This is a genomic window from Sphingopyxis sp. (assembly GCF_016704835.1).
Lineage (GTDB): Bacteria > Pseudomonadota > Alphaproteobacteria > Sphingomonadales > Sphingomonadaceae > Sphingopyxis.
The window spans coordinates 532,560-550,468 of record NZ_JADIZJ010000001.1 but is presented as its reverse complement, the minus strand read 5'-3'; the positions used below and the strand labels follow the sequence as shown (position 1 = coordinate 550,468).

Annotated in this window: 19 protein-coding genes; 11 read left to right on the top strand and 8 right to left on the bottom strand. The window is 64.1% G+C overall.

What is annotated here, in order from left to right; all coding sequences use genetic code 11:
* Positions 1–14: 14 nt before the first annotated feature.
* Positions 15–1,754 carry a D-aminoacylase gene (locus IPF76_RS02810; RefSeq protein WP_293839350.1) on the top strand — a complete coding sequence of 580 codons (1,740 nt, stop codon included), beginning with the start codon at positions 15–17 and terminating at the stop codon, positions 1,752–1,754.
* Positions 1,754–2,761, top strand: a complete 1,008-nt coding sequence (locus tag IPF76_RS02805; RefSeq protein ID WP_293839347.1) for an NAD(P)-dependent alcohol dehydrogenase — start codon at positions 1,754–1,756, stop codon at positions 2,759–2,761. Before IPF76_RS02810 ends, IPF76_RS02805 begins: the two co-directional genes overlap by 1 nt.
* A gap of 97 nt (positions 2,762–2,858) precedes the next feature.
* Here IPF76_RS02805 and IPF76_RS02800 read toward each other — a convergent pair whose 3' ends face one another.
* The 4 genes from IPF76_RS02800 to IPF76_RS02785 all read right to left on the bottom strand — a co-directional run bounded on the left by IPF76_RS02800 (position 2,859) and on the right by IPF76_RS02785 (position 6,956).
* Positions 2,859–3,623, bottom strand: coding sequence for a tryptophan 2,3-dioxygenase family protein (locus IPF76_RS02800; RefSeq protein ID WP_293839344.1), 765 nt, complete (start codon positions 3,621–3,623; stop codon positions 2,859–2,861).
* Positions 3,624–3,749: 126 nt separating this feature from the next.
* A complete protein-coding gene (locus IPF76_RS02795) occupies positions 3,750–5,105 on the bottom strand; it encodes a hypothetical protein (protein WP_293839341.1) in 1,356 nt (451 codons plus the stop codon).
* Positions 5,102–6,388 carry a Na+/H+ antiporter NhaA gene (nhaA, locus tag IPF76_RS02790; protein WP_293839338.1) on the bottom strand — a complete coding sequence of 429 codons (1,287 nt, stop codon included), beginning with the start codon at positions 6,386–6,388 and terminating at the stop codon, positions 5,102–5,104. Before nhaA ends, IPF76_RS02795 begins: the two co-directional genes overlap by 4 nt.
* A 172-nt stretch (positions 6,389–6,560) precedes the next feature.
* A complete protein-coding gene (locus IPF76_RS02785) occupies positions 6,561–6,956 on the bottom strand; it encodes a hypothetical protein (RefSeq protein WP_293839336.1) in 396 nt (131 codons plus the stop codon).
* Positions 6,957–7,155: 199 nt separating this feature from the next.
* Between IPF76_RS02785 and IPF76_RS02780 the strand changes: the two genes are divergently transcribed.
* The 4 genes from IPF76_RS02780 to IPF76_RS02765 all read left to right on the top strand — a co-directional run bounded on the left by IPF76_RS02780 (position 7,156) and on the right by IPF76_RS02765 (position 10,955).
* On the top strand, positions 7,156–7,371 hold the full coding sequence (locus IPF76_RS02780; protein WP_293839333.1) for a hypothetical protein: 216 nt from the start codon (positions 7,156–7,158) through the stop codon (positions 7,369–7,371).
* A 105-nt stretch (positions 7,372–7,476) separates the two neighbouring features.
* Positions 7,477–8,385, top strand: coding sequence for a sulfite exporter TauE/SafE family protein (locus IPF76_RS02775; protein WP_293839331.1), 909 nt, complete (start codon positions 7,477–7,479; stop codon positions 8,383–8,385).
* Complete coding sequence (locus tag IPF76_RS02770) at positions 8,385–9,155, top strand: TIGR02186 family protein (RefSeq protein ID WP_293841872.1); 771 nt, start codon at positions 8,385–8,387, stop codon at positions 9,153–9,155. Before IPF76_RS02775 ends, IPF76_RS02770 begins: the two co-directional genes overlap by 1 nt.
* Before the next feature lie 210 nt (positions 9,156–9,365).
* Entirely contained in the window at positions 9,366–10,955 is a 1,590-nt protein-coding gene (locus IPF76_RS02765; protein ID WP_293841869.1) for a DUF87 domain-containing protein, read from the top strand.
* 108 nt (positions 10,956–11,063) lie between these two features.
* On the opposite strand, the gene IPF76_RS02760 is transcribed toward IPF76_RS02765, so the two are convergent.
* Both IPF76_RS02760 and IPF76_RS02755 read right to left on the bottom strand, forming a co-directional pair.
* Positions 11,064–11,450: a VOC family protein gene (locus IPF76_RS02760; protein WP_293839328.1), complete on the bottom strand. Its 387-nt coding sequence runs from the start codon at positions 11,448–11,450 to the stop codon at positions 11,064–11,066.
* 43 nt (positions 11,451–11,493) lie between these two features.
* Entirely contained in the window at positions 11,494–12,639 is a 1,146-nt protein-coding gene (locus IPF76_RS02755) for a cell wall hydrolase (RefSeq protein ID WP_293839325.1), read from the bottom strand.
* A 177-nt stretch (positions 12,640–12,816) separates the two neighbouring features.
* Between IPF76_RS02755 and IPF76_RS02750 the strand changes: the two genes are divergently transcribed.
* Positions 12,817–13,323, top strand: coding sequence for a hypothetical protein (locus IPF76_RS02750; protein WP_293839322.1), 507 nt, complete (start codon positions 12,817–12,819; stop codon positions 13,321–13,323).
* Here IPF76_RS02750 and IPF76_RS02745 read toward each other — a convergent pair.
* Complete coding sequence (locus tag IPF76_RS02745; protein ID WP_293839319.1) at positions 13,320–13,523, bottom strand: hypothetical protein; 204 nt, start codon at positions 13,521–13,523, stop codon at positions 13,320–13,322. The genes IPF76_RS02750 and IPF76_RS02745 overlap by 4 nt on opposite strands.
* A gap of 97 nt (positions 13,524–13,620) precedes the next feature.
* Positions 13,621–13,827 (bottom strand): cold-shock protein, encoded by a 207-nt coding sequence (locus tag IPF76_RS02740; RefSeq protein ID WP_088442721.1) that lies wholly within the window; start codon positions 13,825–13,827, stop codon positions 13,621–13,623.
* 414 nt (positions 13,828–14,241) lie between these two features.
* Here IPF76_RS02740 and IPF76_RS02735 point away from each other — a divergent pair, with 414 nt between their 5' ends.
* The 4 genes from IPF76_RS02735 to IPF76_RS02720 all read left to right on the top strand — a co-directional run bounded on the left by IPF76_RS02735 (position 14,242) and on the right by IPF76_RS02720 (position 17,902).
* The gene (locus IPF76_RS02735) at positions 14,242–14,778 is read left to right on the top strand and encodes a hypothetical protein (protein WP_293839316.1); all 537 of its coding nucleotides are present in this window, start codon (positions 14,242–14,244) and stop codon (positions 14,776–14,778) included.
* 166 nt (positions 14,779–14,944) lie between these two features.
* The gene (gene rimP / locus IPF76_RS02730; protein ID WP_293839313.1) at positions 14,945–15,490 is read left to right on the top strand and encodes a ribosome maturation protein RimP; all 546 of its coding nucleotides are present in this window, start codon (positions 14,945–14,947) and stop codon (positions 15,488–15,490) included.
* A complete protein-coding gene (gene nusA / locus IPF76_RS02725; RefSeq protein WP_293839310.1) occupies positions 15,490–17,151 on the top strand; it encodes a transcription termination factor NusA in 1,662 nt (553 codons plus the stop codon). The genes rimP and nusA overlap by 1 nt, the downstream gene beginning before the upstream one ends.
* Positions 17,132–17,902 carry a DUF448 domain-containing protein gene (locus IPF76_RS02720; protein WP_293839307.1) on the top strand — a complete coding sequence of 257 codons (771 nt, stop codon included), beginning with the start codon at positions 17,132–17,134 and terminating at the stop codon, positions 17,900–17,902. The genes nusA and IPF76_RS02720 overlap by 20 nt, the downstream gene beginning before the upstream one ends.
* Positions 17,903–17,909: the final 7 nt, after the last annotated feature.

Sequence of the window (17,909 nt, the reverse complement as noted above, 5' to 3'; positions counted from 1 at the left end):
TCAGGAGAGTCGGGATGTTTGATCTGGTGATTCGCGGCGGCACCGTCGTCGATGGTTCGGGCGGCGCGCCCTTTGTCGCCGACGTCGCGATCGACGGCGACCGGATCGTCGCGGTGGGTGAAAACCTCGGCGCGGGGCGCGACGAAATCGACGCCAGCGGCAAGATCGTCACCCCCGGCTTCGTCGACGTCCACACCCATTATGACGGCCAGGCGACATGGGACGCCGAAATGGCGCCATCGAGCTGGCACGGCGTGACCACCGTCGTCATGGGCAATTGCGGGGTCGGCTTTGCCCCTGCCAAGCCCGACCGCCACGAATGGCTGATCTCGCTGATGGAGGGGGTCGAGGACATCCCGGGCACGGCGCTCGCCGAGGGTATGAGCTGGGACTGGGAGACCTTCCCCGAATATATGGACGCGCTCGAAAAACTGCCGCGCACCGTCGACGTCGCCTGCCACGTCCCGCACGGCGCGGTGCGCGCCTATGTGCTCGGCGACCGCGAGAAGCCCGGCGCGATCCCGACCGACGCCGATATTGCGGAGATGTCGCGGATCGTCGAGGAGGGTATCCGCGCCGGTGCGCTCGGTTTCTCGACCAGCCGCACCGTGCTCCACAAATCGATCGACGGCGAACTCGTCCCCGGCACCACTGCGACCGCCGAGGAGCTGATCGCGATCGGCCGCGCGATGGGGCGCGTCGGTTACGGCGTGTTCGAAATGGCGAGCGACCTGAAACGCGAGTGGAACGAGTTTCAGTGGATGGGCGACCTCAGCCGCGAAACCGGGCTGCCGGTGACCTTCGCCGCGCTCCAGTCGATTGCCAAGGAATTGCCGCTCGAAGAGCAGATCGAGGAAATGCGGCGCCAGAACGCGACCGGTGCCAACATCGTCGCGCAGATCGCGCTGCGCGGCAACGGCATTATCATGGCGTGGCAGGGCACGGTGCATCCGTTCCGCTTCAAACCGGCCTGGAACGAGATCATTGACCTGCAGTGGGCTGAGCAGCTCGCGAAGCTGAAAGACCCGGCGTTCAAGGCACGGATGATCGCAGAAGAGAATGTCTGGCCCGAAAGCGATATCATCGATTTCCTGAAAATCGTCGCACTCGGCTGGCCGGTGCAGTTCGAGATGGACCCCGACTTCAACTACGAACCCAAGATGGACGAAAGCATCATGGCGCGCGCCACCGCCGCCGGGGTCAGCTCTTCCGAGTATGCCTATGACCTGCTGATGAAGGACGAGGGCAAGGGCTTCATCTATTTCCCGATCCTCAACTACCGCGATGGCAACCTCAATTTCCTTGAGGATTTGCAGCATGCCGACGACACGGTGAACAGCCTGTCCGACGGCGGCGCGCATTGCGGAACGATCTGCGACGCAGCCTCGCCGACATTCATGCTCCAGCATTGGGTGCGCGACCGGGCGGGCAAACGCATCGCGCTCGAACATGCGGTCAAGCGCCAGTGCCGCGATACTGCGCTGCTTTACGGGCTTGAGGATCGCGGCATACTCGCGCCCGGCTATCTCGCCGATCTCAACGTCATCGACATGGACGCGATCAAGCTCGGCAAGCCGTGGCTGGCGTTCGATCTGCCCGCGGGCGGCAAGCGCCTGCTGCAAAAGGCCGACGGCTATGTCGCGACGATCAAGTCCGGCGACGTCACCTTCCGCGATGGCGCCATGCAGGGGCCGACCCCCGGCGGGGTGATCCGCGGCCCGCAGCGCGTCGAAATGGCGATGGCGGCCGAATAATGCGGGCGGTCCAGCTTCGCGCCCCCGCCTCGCTCGATAATCTGACGCTGGTCGATCTGGCCGACCCCGGTGATCCGGGGCCGTTCGAGATCCGGGTGCGGCTCGCTGCGTCGTCGCTCAATTTTCATGATTATGCCGTCGTCGTCGGATTGATTCCCGCTGCCGACGGCCGCATCCCGATGTCCGACGGCGCCGGGACGGTCGAGGCGGTGGGCGAGGGGGTCACGCAGTTCAAACCGGGCGACACCGTCGTGTCGATCTTCTTTCCCGACTGGATCGACGGTGCCCCGCCCGCGACGGCGTTTCGCCGCGTGCCGGGCGACGGTATCGACGGTTACGCGCGCGAAGTGGTGGTGACGCCGCAGCACTGGTTTACGGGCGTTCCGCAGGGGTACAGCGCCGCCGAGGCCGCGACTCTGACCTGCGCCGGACTCACCGCATGGCGCGCTTTGTTCGTCGACGGGGTGACGCAGCCGGGATCGACCGTGCTGGTGCAGGGCAGCGGCGGGGTGTCGGTGTTCGCGCTGCAATTCGCCAAGGCCGCGGGCGCACGGGTGATCGCGACAAGCTCGTCGGGCGCCAAGCTGGAGCGGCTGAAGGCACTGGGGGCCGACGAGCTGATCAATTATAAGGATGTGCCCGGGTGGGGCGCCAGTGCGCTCGAGCTGACCGGCGGGCGCGGGGTCGATACCGTCGTCGAAATCGGCGGTGCAGGTACGCTCGACCAGTCGATGATGGCGACCCGCGTCGGCGGCCATGTCGCGCTGATCGGCGTCCTCGCGGGCTTCGCCGGACCGGTGCAGACCGGGTTACTGATGGCAAAGAATCTGCGCGTGCAGGGGCTGACCGTCGGTAGCCGCCAGCAACAGCTCGACATGATCGCGGGGATCGAGGCGAACGGCATTCGCCCGATTATCAGCGATAATTTCCCGCTCGAACGCCTCGCCGATGCATTCGGGCATCAGGCGGCGAATGCGCATTTCGGGAAGATCGTGGTGGATATCTAACCCTCGTCATTGCGAGCGCAGGGACGCAAACCAGAGCCCGCGTACTCCGCCCTTGACTGCTTCGCTGCGCTCGCAATGGCGACGGCAGAGGGAGCTCTTAAACCCCGCTACCATGCCCCGCTTCGCCGTGCCGGATGCTATCGCGCTTCACCCCATATTCGGCGCCCCAGCGGTCGGTCATTTGCGCACGGATCGCCCATAGCTCGGGGAAGAAACGGTGCCGCGCGCCGGCGTCGAGCAGGTCGACCGCGCGACCGCTGATCGCTTTTGATCCCATGCCGATCGAGCGGTGGACGAGGTAGATGTGGTGGGCGCGGAATTTCTGGAACAGCTCGTCGAACTCGATCAGCGCCTCGGCGACCAGATAGGCTTCGTCGTGGGCATAGCCGGTGTCGTAAATGTCGGTGAGCGTCCGGTTTTGCGGGTCCAGATAGAGGGTGCAATAGCAGTCCCATAGCCCCGCGGGCAGGGTCAACAGCATCTGGAACCCCGGGCTTTCCTGCCCCGACCCGTTGCCGAGCTGAAGCCGGATCGCCTGATAGTCATAGGGGCTCATCGTTTCGATCAGCGCCAGCTGGTCGGTCATCATCCGCAGCAGCATATGGACGCGGCCGAACAGGGTGATGGCGCGCATGATCTGACCATCCCGCAAATGCTGGTCGATTTCGGCGAGCGTGAAGGCGGCGAGCTTCATCCACAATTCCTCGACCTGATGGACGATCTGGAATTGCAGTTCGTCGGGAGTGACGAGGTCGGCGAGCGGTTTCTGGCAGGCGAGGAGGCGGTCGACCGCGAGGTAAACGCCATAATCCTTGAGGACGGGGGCTTCGAGGCGGGCGTGGATATCGGTTTTGTCGAGCATGGGGTATTCCCTTGCAAAAATGGCACGGCTGAGCGGATCGGTGCAATCAGCCGAGCGGATACACCCCCGCGGGTGGGCGTCGCGGTGATCCCGACTGGCCGAGCCAAAGCAAGGGCGCGGCGCCCTTCATTTGGTCAGCAGGTCCGCGGGCAGCGTCGGTTCGCTGACCAGCTTGGCCATCCGCCTCCACATCTCGTCGCGGCTCGGTTTGCCGCGTTCGATATGCGCGCGGACTATGGCTTCGCCGAGGCCGTAGTTAATGACATAGCTGCGATACTGGTCGGTGAAGCTGACCGATTGTTCGGCGCGTTTTTCCGACACCAGCAGATATTTCTGGGTCAGCGTCACCGCGGTGGGACGGTCGATCACGCCGTCGAGATATTGCTGCGCGATGGTGAGCCGCGCGCCGGCGAGCGCGTCGATCGCCTTGAGCAGCTGCCAGTAACGATCGTCTGACGGCACCGGGATTTCGGCGAGCGGCATCAGCACGTCGCGCTCGGTCGCGGCCTTACTCGCTTCGGGAAAGGCGAGGTCGATGCCGAAATTGGCGGTGCCTTCGGCGATCAGGCTTTGCGGGCTGTAGAGCGGATAGACGCTGAATTCGGCCCAGCCGCGCTCTTTGACCAGCTTTTCCTCGAGCTTCATGTTGAGCAGGTGGTGGCCTGGATAACCCTCGTGACAGCCGAGGTCGAGCGCGCGCGACAGGCGGATCGGCAGGTCGGTGTTGACCTGGATCAGGCTGTGGTAGGCGCCCTGATAATAATTATAGCCGCTCCAGCTTTTGCCGGTGACGAACTCGAGCCGGAAGCTCTCGCCATCGGGCATCGGAATATGCGCGAGGCTGCGGCCGCGGCAGCGCGCGATCGCGACGTCGAACACCTTTTGCAGCCGGCCCTTGGGAATGGTGAAACGATCGAGAAAGGCCTCGACCCGCGTCGCGAGCGGACCGATGCCGGGAACGAGCGCCTCAACCGCGGCGAGATGCTGGTCATAGCTGGCGAAGGGTTGGAGCTGCGGGCGGACGCCGAACAGGCGCTCAGCTTCGTCGGCGAAGGCGAAGCGCGTGCCCTGCATCATCATGAGCCGCGTTTCGCCGGCGCGCAGCTGGGCGCGCAAGAAAGCGGCGCGGCGGCGGTCCTGCGGGTCGGACAGGCGGCGCGCGGTGTCGTTGAGCCGAGCGGTCAGATCGCGCGTTGCGGCGAGCAAGGCCGGCTTGTCGCGCGGTGCTGCCTCGGCCGCGGTCTTCAGCTCGGGCGGGCCGTAATAGGCGTCGATATAGCCGTCCTCGTGGGTACCGATCTCGAGTGTCAGCCGGAGGTAGGTTGCGGCAATGTCGTTCAGCGCCTGCGCCGAGGCCGGAGTGCGGCGGACGTTAATTGCGGCGATGTCGGAGGTGCCGGAAACGCGCGCGGTCTGGCCGGTTGCGCAGCCCGACAGGATGGTGGCGGCGGCCAGCGCCAGCGTCGTTGACTTGCACATCATGCGGTTAGGGGCTCATCGTCTTCGGAGGTGTCCTCGACATCGCCGTCGGCGGCGATTTCGGCATCGGATTCGCGCTCGACCGCTTCATGCTGGTGATGGAGCGGGGCAAAGCGCAGAACGGTAAAACCGACAAGCGCCGCGGCGAGCGATCCCATCAGGATGCCGATCTTGGCCTCTTCGATTAGCAGCGCATTGCCAGGGAAGGCGAGCCCGCCAATGAACAGGCTCATGGTGAACCCGATCCCGCAGAGCATTGCGACGCCATAAATTTGCAGCCAGGTCGCCCCGCGCAGCTTTCCCGCGATGCCGAGTTTGACCGCCAGCCACACGCTGCCGAAAATGCCGATCTGCTTGCCGAAGAACAACCCCGCCGCGATGCCGAGCGGCAGCGGCGCGAACAGCTGTTCGGCGGTCAGTCCGCCGACATCGACCCCGGCGTTGGCGAAACCGAACAGCGGCACGATCGCAAAGGCGACCCAGGGGTGGAGCCCATGTTCGAGCCGGTGGAGCGGCGAGGTCTGGCTGTCGGGGGCGCCAGGGGTGCGCTCGAACGGGATCGCCATCGCCGCCAGCACACCGGCGATGGTGGCGTGGACGCCCGACAGCAGCATCGCGTACCACAGCAACAGGAACATCAGCAGGTAGAGCGGCAGGCTTTTTACCCCTTGCCGGTTCATCACGAACATCGCGCTCAGGATTGCGGCGGCGGCGCCGAGTGCGGCCAGGTTGATTTCGGCGGTGTAGAAGAGCGCGATGATCGCCACCGCGCCCATGTCGTCGACGATCGCGACAGTTACGAGGAACAGCTTGAGCGATGTCGGCGCGCGCTTGCCGAGGAGCGCGAGCACCCCCATCGCAAAGGCGATGTCGGTGGCGGCGGGAATCGCCCAGCCTTGCGCCAGCCCCGGCGTCGAGCCGGCAAACATCAGATACAGCGCCGCGGGCACGGCCATCCCCGCCGCCGCGGCGATGAACGGCAGCCGCCGCCGGTCCCAGCTGGCGAGCCGTCCGTCAACGAACTCACGCTTGATTTCGAGCCCGACGAGCAGGAAAAAAACCGCCATCAATCCGTCGTTTATCCACAGATGGACCGTCATCGGCCCGAGCTTGTCGGTCAGCACCGGACCCGTCACCGCATGGATCGCATGATGGTACGCATCGCCCAGCGCCGAATTAGCAATAATCATCGCCATTATGGCGGCGAAAATCAGCAGCATGCCGCCGGCGCTTTCGCTCTCAAGAAAGTCGCGCAGCGCCGAAGGCGGCGCAATTCTGCCATTCATCGAACGATCATTCCTCTTGTGCCGTCAGCGGTGCCGGTGTCCTAGCTCTTGGCGCCTGTCTTTACAAATTCACCTTGGGATTTAGCACTGTCGGTGTGGGTGCCACGCCGGCACGAGGCCGGTGGGTCGCGCTATCGACCGCATGGCTGGAATGGCTCGGCCGTGGGACCAGCTACGAACGGATGCTGTTTGCGTCGGTGAGCATCCTGTTGATCGGGCTCGACGACCTGTTGGGCGGAGCGTTGCGGATGGCCGTGCGGCGCAGCAAGGCCGACTGGTACTCGGTCAGTGAACAGAACAGGCGGCGCCGGGGCAGGGCAAGCCATTCTGGATGCGGCGCCAGATCGCCGGCTGGTTGCTCGGCGGCCGGCTCAATCTGCGCGATGGCGCTTTGTGCGCGCCTGAAGGCATCGCGGCAGCAAGCCAGCTGGGCGGCAGTCAGGCCGGATTTCGGGTCGCTTAGGGGTTCGGCGATACCGGTCGCGCTCGCGCGTATGGCCGCGCGACGTTGGCGGTGCGGCGCCGTGAACCGCGCGAGCTTGCTTTGGCTTTTGCTCCGGTCGGGCATTGGGCGGTCGATGTCTTGGTTGAACAGCGCCTGGCAGTGGGCAAAGAACGGGGCACCGCGTTCGCCGCGAAGGTCACCGGCGGGGTCGGCGATGTCGCGCTACCGTGTGGATTCCGGCTCGAAGCTAATGGACAGGCGGGCATGGTTGGGGCGCAGCGCGATGGATTTGCCGATGGGGCGAATGTGATCGACCGCCGACTTGGCCCCGACGAGGACGCGCCGTTGCGGATCGGTGCGCTGGCGGCGGGGGGCGGTTCAGCCGGGTGCGGCGCGCGTCGACGTCGGGCCGCGGTTGACCCTGAGCCTGCCGAATGTCGGCGACGGCAGCCGGATCGCGCTCGACCGGCGCCAGCGGTTTGCGGTAAATGCGCGGCGCAAACGCGGATTGGCGCTGACGCTTGCGAGCGACTTTTAAGCTGCCGCAAAAATAGCGGTACAGCCGATTCCCCGCACCGAAAAAATACTCTAGGGTCATCGGACTCGGCGCAGTTTTACGCCGCAGACGCATGTTTCGAGGCCCATGGACCTTTACCTTCCTGTCGCCAATCTGTCGGTCAATGCACTGGTCATCGTCTTGCTTGGCGGCGGCGTCGGGTTTCTGTCGGGTATGTTCGGCGTCGGCGGCGGGTTCCTGACCACGCCTTTGCTGATCTTTTACGGGATCCCGCCGACCGTCGCCGCTGCGTCAGCGGCGACGCAGGTCACCGGCGCGAGCGTGTCGGGGGTGATGGCGCATCTGGAACGCGACGGGGTCGATCTGCGGATGGGCGCGGTGCTGGTCGCTGGCGGGCTGCTGGGGTCGCTGATCGGCGCCGGGTTGTTCGAACTGCTCACCGCCTGGGGGCAAATCGATACGGTAATTTCGGTGCTCTATGTCGCGCTGCTCGGTACGGTCGGTACGTTCATGGGGCGCGAGGCGTGGGGCAGCTATCGTGCTGCGCAGGCCGGATTGCCCGCTCCCGCGCGCAAGCGGCGCCATCATCCGATGGTTGCCAATCTGCCGCTGCGCTGGCGCTTCTATCGTTCGGGCCTTTACATCTCACCGCTCGCGCCGCTGCTGCTCGGAATGATCGGCGGGGTGCTGACGATGCTGCTCGGAGTCGGCGGTGGCTTCATCATGGTCCCGGCGATGCTGTATCTGCTCGGCATGGGAACGCAGGTCGTCGTCGGCACCTCGCTGTTCCAGATCCTGTTCGTGACGATCGCAACGACGATGGTTCACGCGCTCACCACCGGCGCGGTCGACATTGTACTCGCGGGGCTGCTGCTGCTCGGCAGCGTCGTCGGGGCGCAATTCGGGGCGCGCTTTGCGCAAAAGGCGCGGCCCGAATATCTGCGGCTCGCGCTGGCGGTGATCGTGCTGCTGGTGGCGCTGCAAATGGCGGTCGGCCTGTTCATCCGGCCCGATGAAATTTACTCGGTGCAATGATGTGTCGGGCCGCCTTGATCCTGTGGCTCGCGGCGCTGATGCTTCCGGTTGGCACGGCGAAGGCGGCCGATCCGCGGCTGGTTCCCGATGTGTCGAGCCGCGCGATCGATATCCAGTACAGCTTTACCGGTGAGGAGTTGCTGCTGTTCGGCGCCATCCTCTATCCCGACCAGCGACTGCCCGACGACCGCGCCGACATCGTCGTCGTGCTGAAAGGACCGATGCGCCCGATCGTGCTGCGCGAAAAGCGGCGGGTTGCCGGGATATGGGTTAACGCGAGCAGCATTCGGCTTCGCACATCGCCGGGATTTTACGCGATCGGATCGTCGCGCCCGATCGACAAGCTGGTCGACGAACGTACCGCGGCGATTTTCGAACTGGGGCTCGCCAATCTGTCGATGTCGCCGACCGAGTTTTCGGAGGCAAGCAAGCTGCAACGCTTTGAAGCGGGCCTGACCGATCTTTATCGTCGGCTCGGGCTATTCTATGAAAATCCGGCAGCGGTCGAAATTACCGAAGGGGTCCTCTATCGCGCACGTATCCCGGTGCCGGCGCGCGTCCCGGTGGGTACTTATCGTGCCGAGACATTTTTGATCAGTCGCGGCCGGGTGCTTGCCGTCGCCTCGCGCGACGTGCAGATCCGCAAGGCGGGGTTCGAACGCTTTGTTGCGCTGGCGGCGCAACGCCACGGCTTTCTTTATGGCCTGACGGCGGTGATCTTGTCGCTGCTGCTCGGCTATGCTGCGTCGGCGATTTTCCGCCGTCGTTGAACCAGGGTCCGGACAGGAAGTCTTTAGCCTATATTTACCCTGACCTGCGATACCGACGTCCGGGACCATTTTAGGCGGGGCGTTTTGATGGATATGCAGAGTGGCGGATTTCCCGTCGGTGATTCGACGGCGGCGCAGCATGTTCGGCTCGCCGGCGGCGGTGCGTCGGCTTCGGTGGCCCCGGTGATCAACCATCATCGCGACGATCTGATGATCGGCGAAGTCACCGATATTTCGGGTTCGGCTTCACGCATCCTGCTGGACGCCGCGACGATCGGTAATTTGGCGGGATCGAGCGACGCTGCGGTAGCCATGGCCGGACAAGTCGGGGCGCAGGTCAAGGTCCGCGTTGGCAATATCTGGCTGATCGCCAGCATCCGTGACCAGCAATTGCACGCCCGCGGCGAAGGGTTGATCGTTGCGACGATCGATTTTCTGGGCGAAGGCGAAGAAGAAAAGATCACCGGCCGAATTTCGAATTTCCGGCGCGGCGTCACCCGCTATCCGATTCCGGGCAGCCAGGTGTTCGCCGCGACCAGCGCCGACCTCAAGCAAATTTATGCCGCCGACGAACGCGCGCATGTCGAAATCGGCACCGTCTATCCGACCAAGGATATTCGCGGCTCGCTCTATGTCGACGCTATGCTCGGCAAGCATTTTGCGCTGCTCGGCTCGACCGGTACGGGTAAATCGACCAGCGCCGCGCTGATCCTGCACAAGATCTGCGAACTCGCGCCGCAGGGTCATATCGTGATGATCGACCCGCACGGCGAATATTCGGCGGCGTTCAAGGGTATCGGCGCGCTGTTCGACGTCGATAACTTGGCCATGCCCTATTGGCTGATGAACTTTGAGGAACATTGTGAAGTGTTCGTCACCGCCGAAGGTCGTGACCGTCAGGCGGACTGCGACGTGCTGTCGCGCTGCCTGTTGCAGGCACGCACGAAGAACCGGCTGGCCGAAGGCATGTCGAAAATCACTGTCGATTCGCCGATACCCTATCTTCTCTCTGACCTGCTCGGCATCCTGACCAATGAAATGGGCAGGCTCGACAAGGCCACTTCAACCGCGCCGTTCATGCGGATCAAGGGCAAGATCGAAGAAATGCGCGCTGACCCGCGTTATAATTTTATGTTCTCGGGCATGCTCGTCGCCGACACGATGGCGGGCTTTCTCGGCAAGATTTTTCGCTTGCCGTCGGACGGGCGACCGATTTCGATCATCGACGTTTCGGGGGTGCCTTCGGATATCACCGGGGTCGTCGTCGCGGTGCTGTCGCGCCTGACCTTTGACTATGCAATCTGGTCGCGCGGCGAACCGCAACGCCCGATCCTGCTCGTTTGCGAAGAAGCGCATCGCTATATCCCGTCGAAAGACGTCGGGACCGGGCAGGCGGTGCGCAAGATTCTGGAACGGATCGCCAAAGAAGGCCGTAAATATGGCGTGTCGCTGGGGCTGATCACCCAGCGCCCGTCCGATCTGGCTGAAGGCGTGCTGTCACAGTGCGGCACGATCATTTCGATGCGCCTCAACAACGAGCGCGACCAGCATTTCGTCAAAGCGGCGATGCCCGAAGGCGCGCGCGGATTCATCGATTCGATCCCCGCGCTGCGCAACCGCGAATGTATCGTTTGCGGCGAAGGCGTGTCGATCCCGATCCGCGTGTATCTTGATACGTTGGAAGAAGAAAAGCGACCCGCCTCGAGCGACCCGCTGTTCTCGAAGCTGTGGAAGGAGACCGGCGGCGAGGCCGAGATCCTCGAGCGGGTGGTCAAACGCTGGCGCAGTCAGGGGCGGTAAGCCACTGCGACGACAAACGCCGCTCGCTTCGAGCAAAGTCGATATGCCCATCGGTCGCGCATCCTCTCACAGTGTCTCAACTTCGCTCGACACGAACGGACATAGGCGTCAGCTTTCCGGCGGTTCCCACAATTCGATCGGATTGCCCTCGGGGTCGTGAACGCGCGCGAAGCGGCCGATTGCCGGGTCGTTCCACTCGCCCTTGGTGATCACTTCGTCACCCGCCGCATGAAAAGGCGCGAGCACGGCGTCGAGGTCAGCGACGCGCAAGTTGAGCATATGCTGCTTGTCGGCAGCGAAATAGTCGGTGTCGCTTTTGAACGCACTGAACACCACCGGGCCAGCGGTCACGTTCCACGCCCACTCGTCGATCGGGCCGGTGTCGTCGGCGTTGCAGCCGGCGCCGATACCCAGCCTTTCCTTGTACCAGGTGTTCAGAGCGTCGGGGTCGCGCGCCCGGAAAAACAGCCCGCCGATGCCTTTAACATGTCCCATCCCAGCCTCCCTGTCGTGTGGCAGGCAGCCTAGCCCGGTTGCGTCAGCGTTTCCACTCTCCGCTGGCGCGGAATTCTTCGCGGACCTGGCCTGACTGGTTGAGCCGCGGATCGGCGTAAGTCTGTGTGGGTGGAGCCGTTGACGGTGTTGCGATCGGCGCTGCGGGCGCCAGGGTGCCGGGCAGCGGCGCCGCGGCGACATCGGGCAGCGCTGCGCCGACGCCGCTGAGCATCGGGGCGGGACCGGCGCCGGGCGGAACGCCCAGACCCTTGAGGATTGCCAACTGCTGTGCGAGCGGCAGATAGGGACCCGGTACCGGCTCGCGGCCAAGGTACGGCGCCCGAAACGCATCGACCATGCCCCAGCGGCCGCGCCAGCGGTGGAAGATATGCGCGCCGACGATGTTGGTCATCACCAGGCTTTTGCCCCAGCGCGGCCAGATCGCCTGCGTGTGGTAATGGGTTGCCAGACCGACCTTCGGAAAGACATATCCGCCGAGCGCCGCCGATGCGACGCGGCTGGCGCGTAACCAGTTGGGCTTGCTGGGTGCGCGCGCCATCGCGCCGTCGCAGCTGAAGGTGAACTGGCAGACGCCCGCGCGCTGCGAACCCTGAAACACCACGCCGCACACGGTGTTGGGGAAGCTCGGGTGGCGAACACGGTTGATGACCGTCTGCGCAACGCCGCGCATCCCGTCGTCGGTTTCCGACGCGGCCTCATAATATATGGCAGCGGTCAGGCAGTAATGGGCGCGCTCGCGATCGAGCGCAGTGACGCCGCGAAAAACATAGGGCTTGGCCGGCGGCCCGACGAAGGCCTCGTCGCGCAGCAACGCAGGGTCGGCGGGGGGCCGCGCCGCGGCATCGCCAAAGCCGATGCTCGCGGGATCGGGCAGCGTCGGATCGATTTTGAGCGCGTCCTCATAATCCTCGGCATTCATGATCGCCCAGCGCGCCGGGTCATACGCGCGAAATTCGAGCGGCACCGACACGCTGTACGGGCCGAACACCGCGGGCGGGCGGAGCTGTCCGCTCGACAGCAGGAAGGCGAGGCATGCGACCGCCATCACGGCGATGATCGCGGCCCAAAAGCCACGCCCCGGTCCCGCCGGTTTTTCCGGCGCCGGGTCGCGCCACGTCGAGCGGGCGGTCAGGGACAGTTCGGGCTTCATGCGTGCGATAAATTCCATCGCCGCGCCCGCGGATGATTCGCACGCACGGCTGCCGAACCGCCTTATACCCGCAAACGCGAACAAAATGTTGCAATGTGTCGGTTGGCCCACAGCGGAACAACCACCGTGCACAGGCTTAATGCGGCTATGCTAGCCGTTAGTGCCCTGTTGAGTGCGTTCGGGTAGGCGGGTTCCATGACCATCGCCGACATTCCATCCTATTGGCGCAGCGCGCGCACCGATTGGCGCATGTGGTTGCTGCTGGCTTTCGGACTGGTATTTCTGTGGACCGGGTCGATCATCGATCCGGCCGATAACTGCAGCGAGGACGGCCGCGAATGCGCGCCCTGGCTGGTGCCACTGGCACAAGGCTTCGGGGCGCTGGTCGCACTTGGCGCCGGACTCAACATGCTCGCCAATCCGAACCGCGGCAGCTTTATCGATCCCGCAACGGGCGACCTCGTGTGGTGGAAGGGGCGGATCGGGAGCAGCGGCGGCGATGAGGGACGAATCCATCCCTCGCAGATCAGCATGTTGCGCATCGTGCGACAGGAAGACAATGGCGACGCAGTGCACCTCTATGACCGCGCTGGCGACCGGCTGTCCTGGTTCGATGAGGAAGTGATCCCGTGGCCTTATGATCGCTGGGCGGTGCGGCTGGCAGCGCGCTGGCCGCATATCGAGGTCGAACGAGTCGACTAACCGATGATGATCGGAACCGCGGCCGGGTGCGGGGGGCCGGTGAAATATTTGCGCAAGCCGCGCTTGGCGCGATACGCATCGATGCGCTGGGCATAATGGCCGGGCAGATCAAAGCTGGCATGGCGGGCGCTGGCGCCGCGGCCGCGCGGCTGACTGAGCGTCATTAGCGCCATCTGGTGATGGTAGAAAAGCTCGTTCATGTCCATTGGATCATCCTCTGGGGCCGGATCGAGCTGGGTGCTGAGCGAACGGCGAATGGTCCGGCCCGGCGCCCAAGGACGCCGGGCCGGAGTTCATTCATGCAGGCTGAAGATTGACAGCCGAGGTCTTGCCGCGCTGGTCGGTTTCCAGCTCGTAAGAAACGCGCTGTTCCTTGTTCAGCGTCGACATGCCGGCGCGCTCGACGGCAGTGATGTGGACGAAGCTGTCGCCCGAACCATCTTCATTGGCAATGAAACCATAGCCTTTGTCGCTGTTGAAGAATTTTACGGTGCCGATGGGCATGGGATGTTTCCTTTCACGAAAACAGATAATCAACCGGCAAAAGCGCCGGAGGAGCTGGTAGCGCGTGAAGGGAAGTATCAGCCGTAGGCATCAAATTTCCGTCGCAGGCGACGTTAGCGGAACCGGACTGCAATAAATTTGACGAAAAGTCAAGCTTTTGCGCCGGTCATGGAATCCTGATCGCGGACAAACATAAGGATTCGGCAAATCATCTGCTGCCTCACCTCGCTATGCCGTCCCCAAAAGCGTGTTTCACCGCGATGGAAAAGCGACTTCTGCTCCTGGGTGTCGGCGTGACATTGTATCGGTTGCTTTCCAAATGCATCCGTGGACGCCATGATGTTGCCGTTGCGGGCGCGGTGACGGTCCGGCGACGTATGGGGACGATATTGGATCAATTGTAGGGGGGGCCGCATGCGTGACGGCAACAAGCTCGAGCAAAGCTTCTGGCGCTTCTGGCTGGGCGGTTTGCTCATCCTGGCTATTATGATCGCGATGAACCCCCTGTTTGTGAACGATGTGTCGCCAGGGGGGATAAGGGACCATCAATCGGCCGGTAGTGCCATGCGCGTCGATGCCATTCAGGCGGCTTGGCGGGCGGCGGGGGTGATGGACATTGCGCAGTGGGCCATCGCGTTGGACCTTGTCTATATCGCCATCTATTCCTTTGGGGCCTATTGTGGCGGGCAGATGTTTCATGCCGCACAGCAACCGGCGCTGCGAAGGCTGGGCTGGATGATCATCGCGGCCGCGATCATTGTTGGGGTCGCCGATTATATCGAGACGATCTGTCAGTTTATCCAGGCGCTGCGGTTTGCCGGCGATGACAGATTGGCCGAGATTGCCGCGGCAGCGCAGCCGATCAAGTCGACAGCGTTCCTGATCAGCCTGTTCGGTATAATCACGGCACTGGTCATCCGCCGGCGGGCACGTCGCTCCGCAAAGGGCTGACGTGGGAAGTCGGCGCTCCCGCTATCTCATTCCCCCTTGCCGACTCACGCGCCGCAGCCTATATGCAGCGCACTTCTTGACATGGTTAGCCAGTTGGGACGTCGGGGCCGCGGGCCGCGGCGGCTATACCCACATGCTTGCCGGTCATCTGATTTGAAAGACTGACTTGGCCGATCTTGATGCCCTGACCGCGATCATCGCGCCCGAAGCCGAGGCGATGGGCCTGTCGCTCGTGCGCGTCGCCTTTTTTGGCGGCGAGAGCGATCCGACGCTGCAGGTAATGGCCGAGCGTCCCGAGACGCGTCAGCTGACGATCGACGATTGCGCCGACCTGTCGCGCCGCATTTCGGGGCAGCTCGACGCGCTGGAGGAAGCAGGCAAGGATCCGATCGAGCTGGCGTATCGGCTCGAGGTATCGTCACCGGGCATCGACCGGCCGTTGACCCGGCCCAGCGACTTTGCCGACTGGGCGGGGCATGAAGCGAAGGTCGCGCTGAAGGAAAAACTCAACGGCCGCCAGCGCTTCAACGGCCTGCTGGTCGGGATCGACGGCGATGTCGTCACGATTTTGGATAAGGAAGAGGTCGAGCACATGCTGCCATTCGACGCGATCGACACGGCCAAGCTGGTGCTCACCGACAAACTCATTGCTGCAACCGTCCCGCTTTCAGCCGAAGGCGCCGACGAACTGGAAGAAGAAGGACAGGACTGATGGCCACTGCCATTTCCGCCAACCGCGCCGAACTGCTGGCGATTGCCAACAGCGTCGCCAGCGAGAAGATGATCGACAAGACGATCGTCATCGAGGCGATCGAAGAAGCGATCCAGCGCGCCGCGCGCGCTCGCTATGGGGCCGAGAACGACATCCGCGCCAAGCTCGACGTCCAGACCGGCGACTTGCGCCTGTGGCGCGTCGTCGAGGTCGTCGAGACGGTTGAGGATTATTTCAAACAGGTTGACCTCGCCGCCGGCCAGAAATTGCAAAAGGACGCGCAGCTTGGCGACTTCATTGTCGATCCGCTGCCCGCGGTCGACTTGGGCCGCATTGACGCGCAGTCGGCGAAGCAGGTGATTTTCCAGAAGGTCCGCGAAGCCGACCGGGCGCGTCAGTTTGAAGAGTTCAAGGACCGCGCCGGCGAGCTGATTACCGGCGTCGTCAAATCGGTCGAATTCGGTCACATCGTTGTCAACCTCGGTCGCGCCGAGGGCGTCATCCGCCGCGACCAGCAGATCCCGCGCGAACTGATGCGCGTCGGCGACCGCGTCCGCGCGCTGATCCTGTCGGTGCGCAGCGAAACGCGCGGTCCGCAGATTTTCCTCAGCCGCGCACACCCCGACTTCATGAAGAAGCTGTTCGCGCAGGAAGTGCCCGAAATCTACGACGGCATCATCGAGATCAAGGCCGCCGCCCGCGACCCGGGTTCGCGCGCCAAGATCGGCGTCATCAGCTATGACAGCAGCATCGACCCGGTCGGCGCCTGCGTCGGTATGAAGGGCAGCCGCGTCCAGGCGGTCGTCCAGGAAATGCAGGGCGAAAAGATCGACATCATCCCCTGGTCTGAAGATACGGCGACCTTCGTCGTCAACGCGCTCCAGCCCGCAACGGTCCAGCGCGTCGTTATCGACGAAGATGACAGCCGTATCGAAGTCGTCGTTCCCGACGACCAGCTGTCGCTCGCCATCGGCCGCCGCGGCCAGAATGTCCGTCTCGCCAGCCAGCTGACCGGCAGCCAGATCGACATCATGACCGAGGCCGACGCGAGCGAAAAGCGCCAGCGCGAATTCGTCGAACGCTCGACGATGTTCCAGGAAGAGTTGGACGTCGACGAAACGCTCGCGCAGCTGCTGGTCGCCGAGGGTTTCACCGAACTCGAAGAAGTCGCTTATGTCGGCATCGAGGAACTTGCTGGGATCGAAGGCTTTGACGAAGAACTGGCGCAGGAACTCCAAAGCCGCGCGCTCGAAGGGCTCGAGCGCCGCGAAGAAGCATCGCGCGCCGAACGCCGCGAGCTGGGCGTCGAGGACGATCTGGCCGCGATCCCGCACCTGACCGAAGCGATGCTGGTCGTGCTGGGCAAGGCGGGCATCAAGACGCTCGACGACCTCGCCGATCTGGCGACCGACGAGCTGATCGCCAAGAAGCGCACCGACAACCGCCGCGGTCCGCCGCGCAGCGAGCGAGCCGAGGACAAGGGCGGCGTGCTGGGAGAATATGGCCTGAGCGAAGAGCAGGGCAACGAGATCATCATGGCGGCGCGCGCCCACTGGTTCGACGACGAAGAGTCGAACGAACCGGTGGTAACCGCACCGCAAGCTGGGCCCGCGGCGGAGCCGCTAACCGGGGAGGCCGCTGATGCGGACCCCGCACAATGATCAGCTGAGCGAACCAGACCGCGCTGGTCGGCGCGGCCAGCATGTGCCTGAACGGCGCTGCGTCATAACCGGCGAGGTTTCGCCGGCCGAAAGGCTTGTGCGCTTGGCGCTTGGCCCCGACGGCACTATAGCGCCCGACGTGCTCGGCAAGGCGCCGGGGCGCGGGGCGTGGATCGGCGTCGATCGCGCCACACTCGAAGCGAGCCAAGCGAAGGGCAAGCTGAAGAGCGGGCTCGCGCGGGCGTTGCAGGACGGCAATTTCACCATCCCCGACGATCTGGGCGCGCGGATCGAGGCGCAGCTGGCACGCGCGACGCTTGACCGGCTGGGGCTGGAATCGCGATCGGGCACTTTGCTCAGCGGCAATGAAAAGATCGAGACTGCAGCGCGCAAGGGGCAGGTCCGCCTGCTGCTCCACGCCAGCGATGCCGGCGAGGATGGGCGCAAGAAACTGGCGCAGGCCTGGCGCGTCGGCGAAGATGCCGAAGGGTCGGGGCGCGAGGGGCGGGTCTTGCCGGTGGACCGCAGCACCCTATCTATGGCATTAGGCCGCGAGAATGCGGTGCATCTGGCGTTGACCGACGCCCGCGCCGCGGCGCGGGTGCTGGCGCATTTGAGCCGCTGGCAGTTTTTTACAGGATGGAGTAGGGACGCGGCCAACCGCGATTCCGACCCGCATGCCCCGCCGCTTGCTGGCGAGGACAAAATTGGGGCGGCGCCGACAGGCTCCGCCGCTTCGGACGCGTTTTGAAGGAATG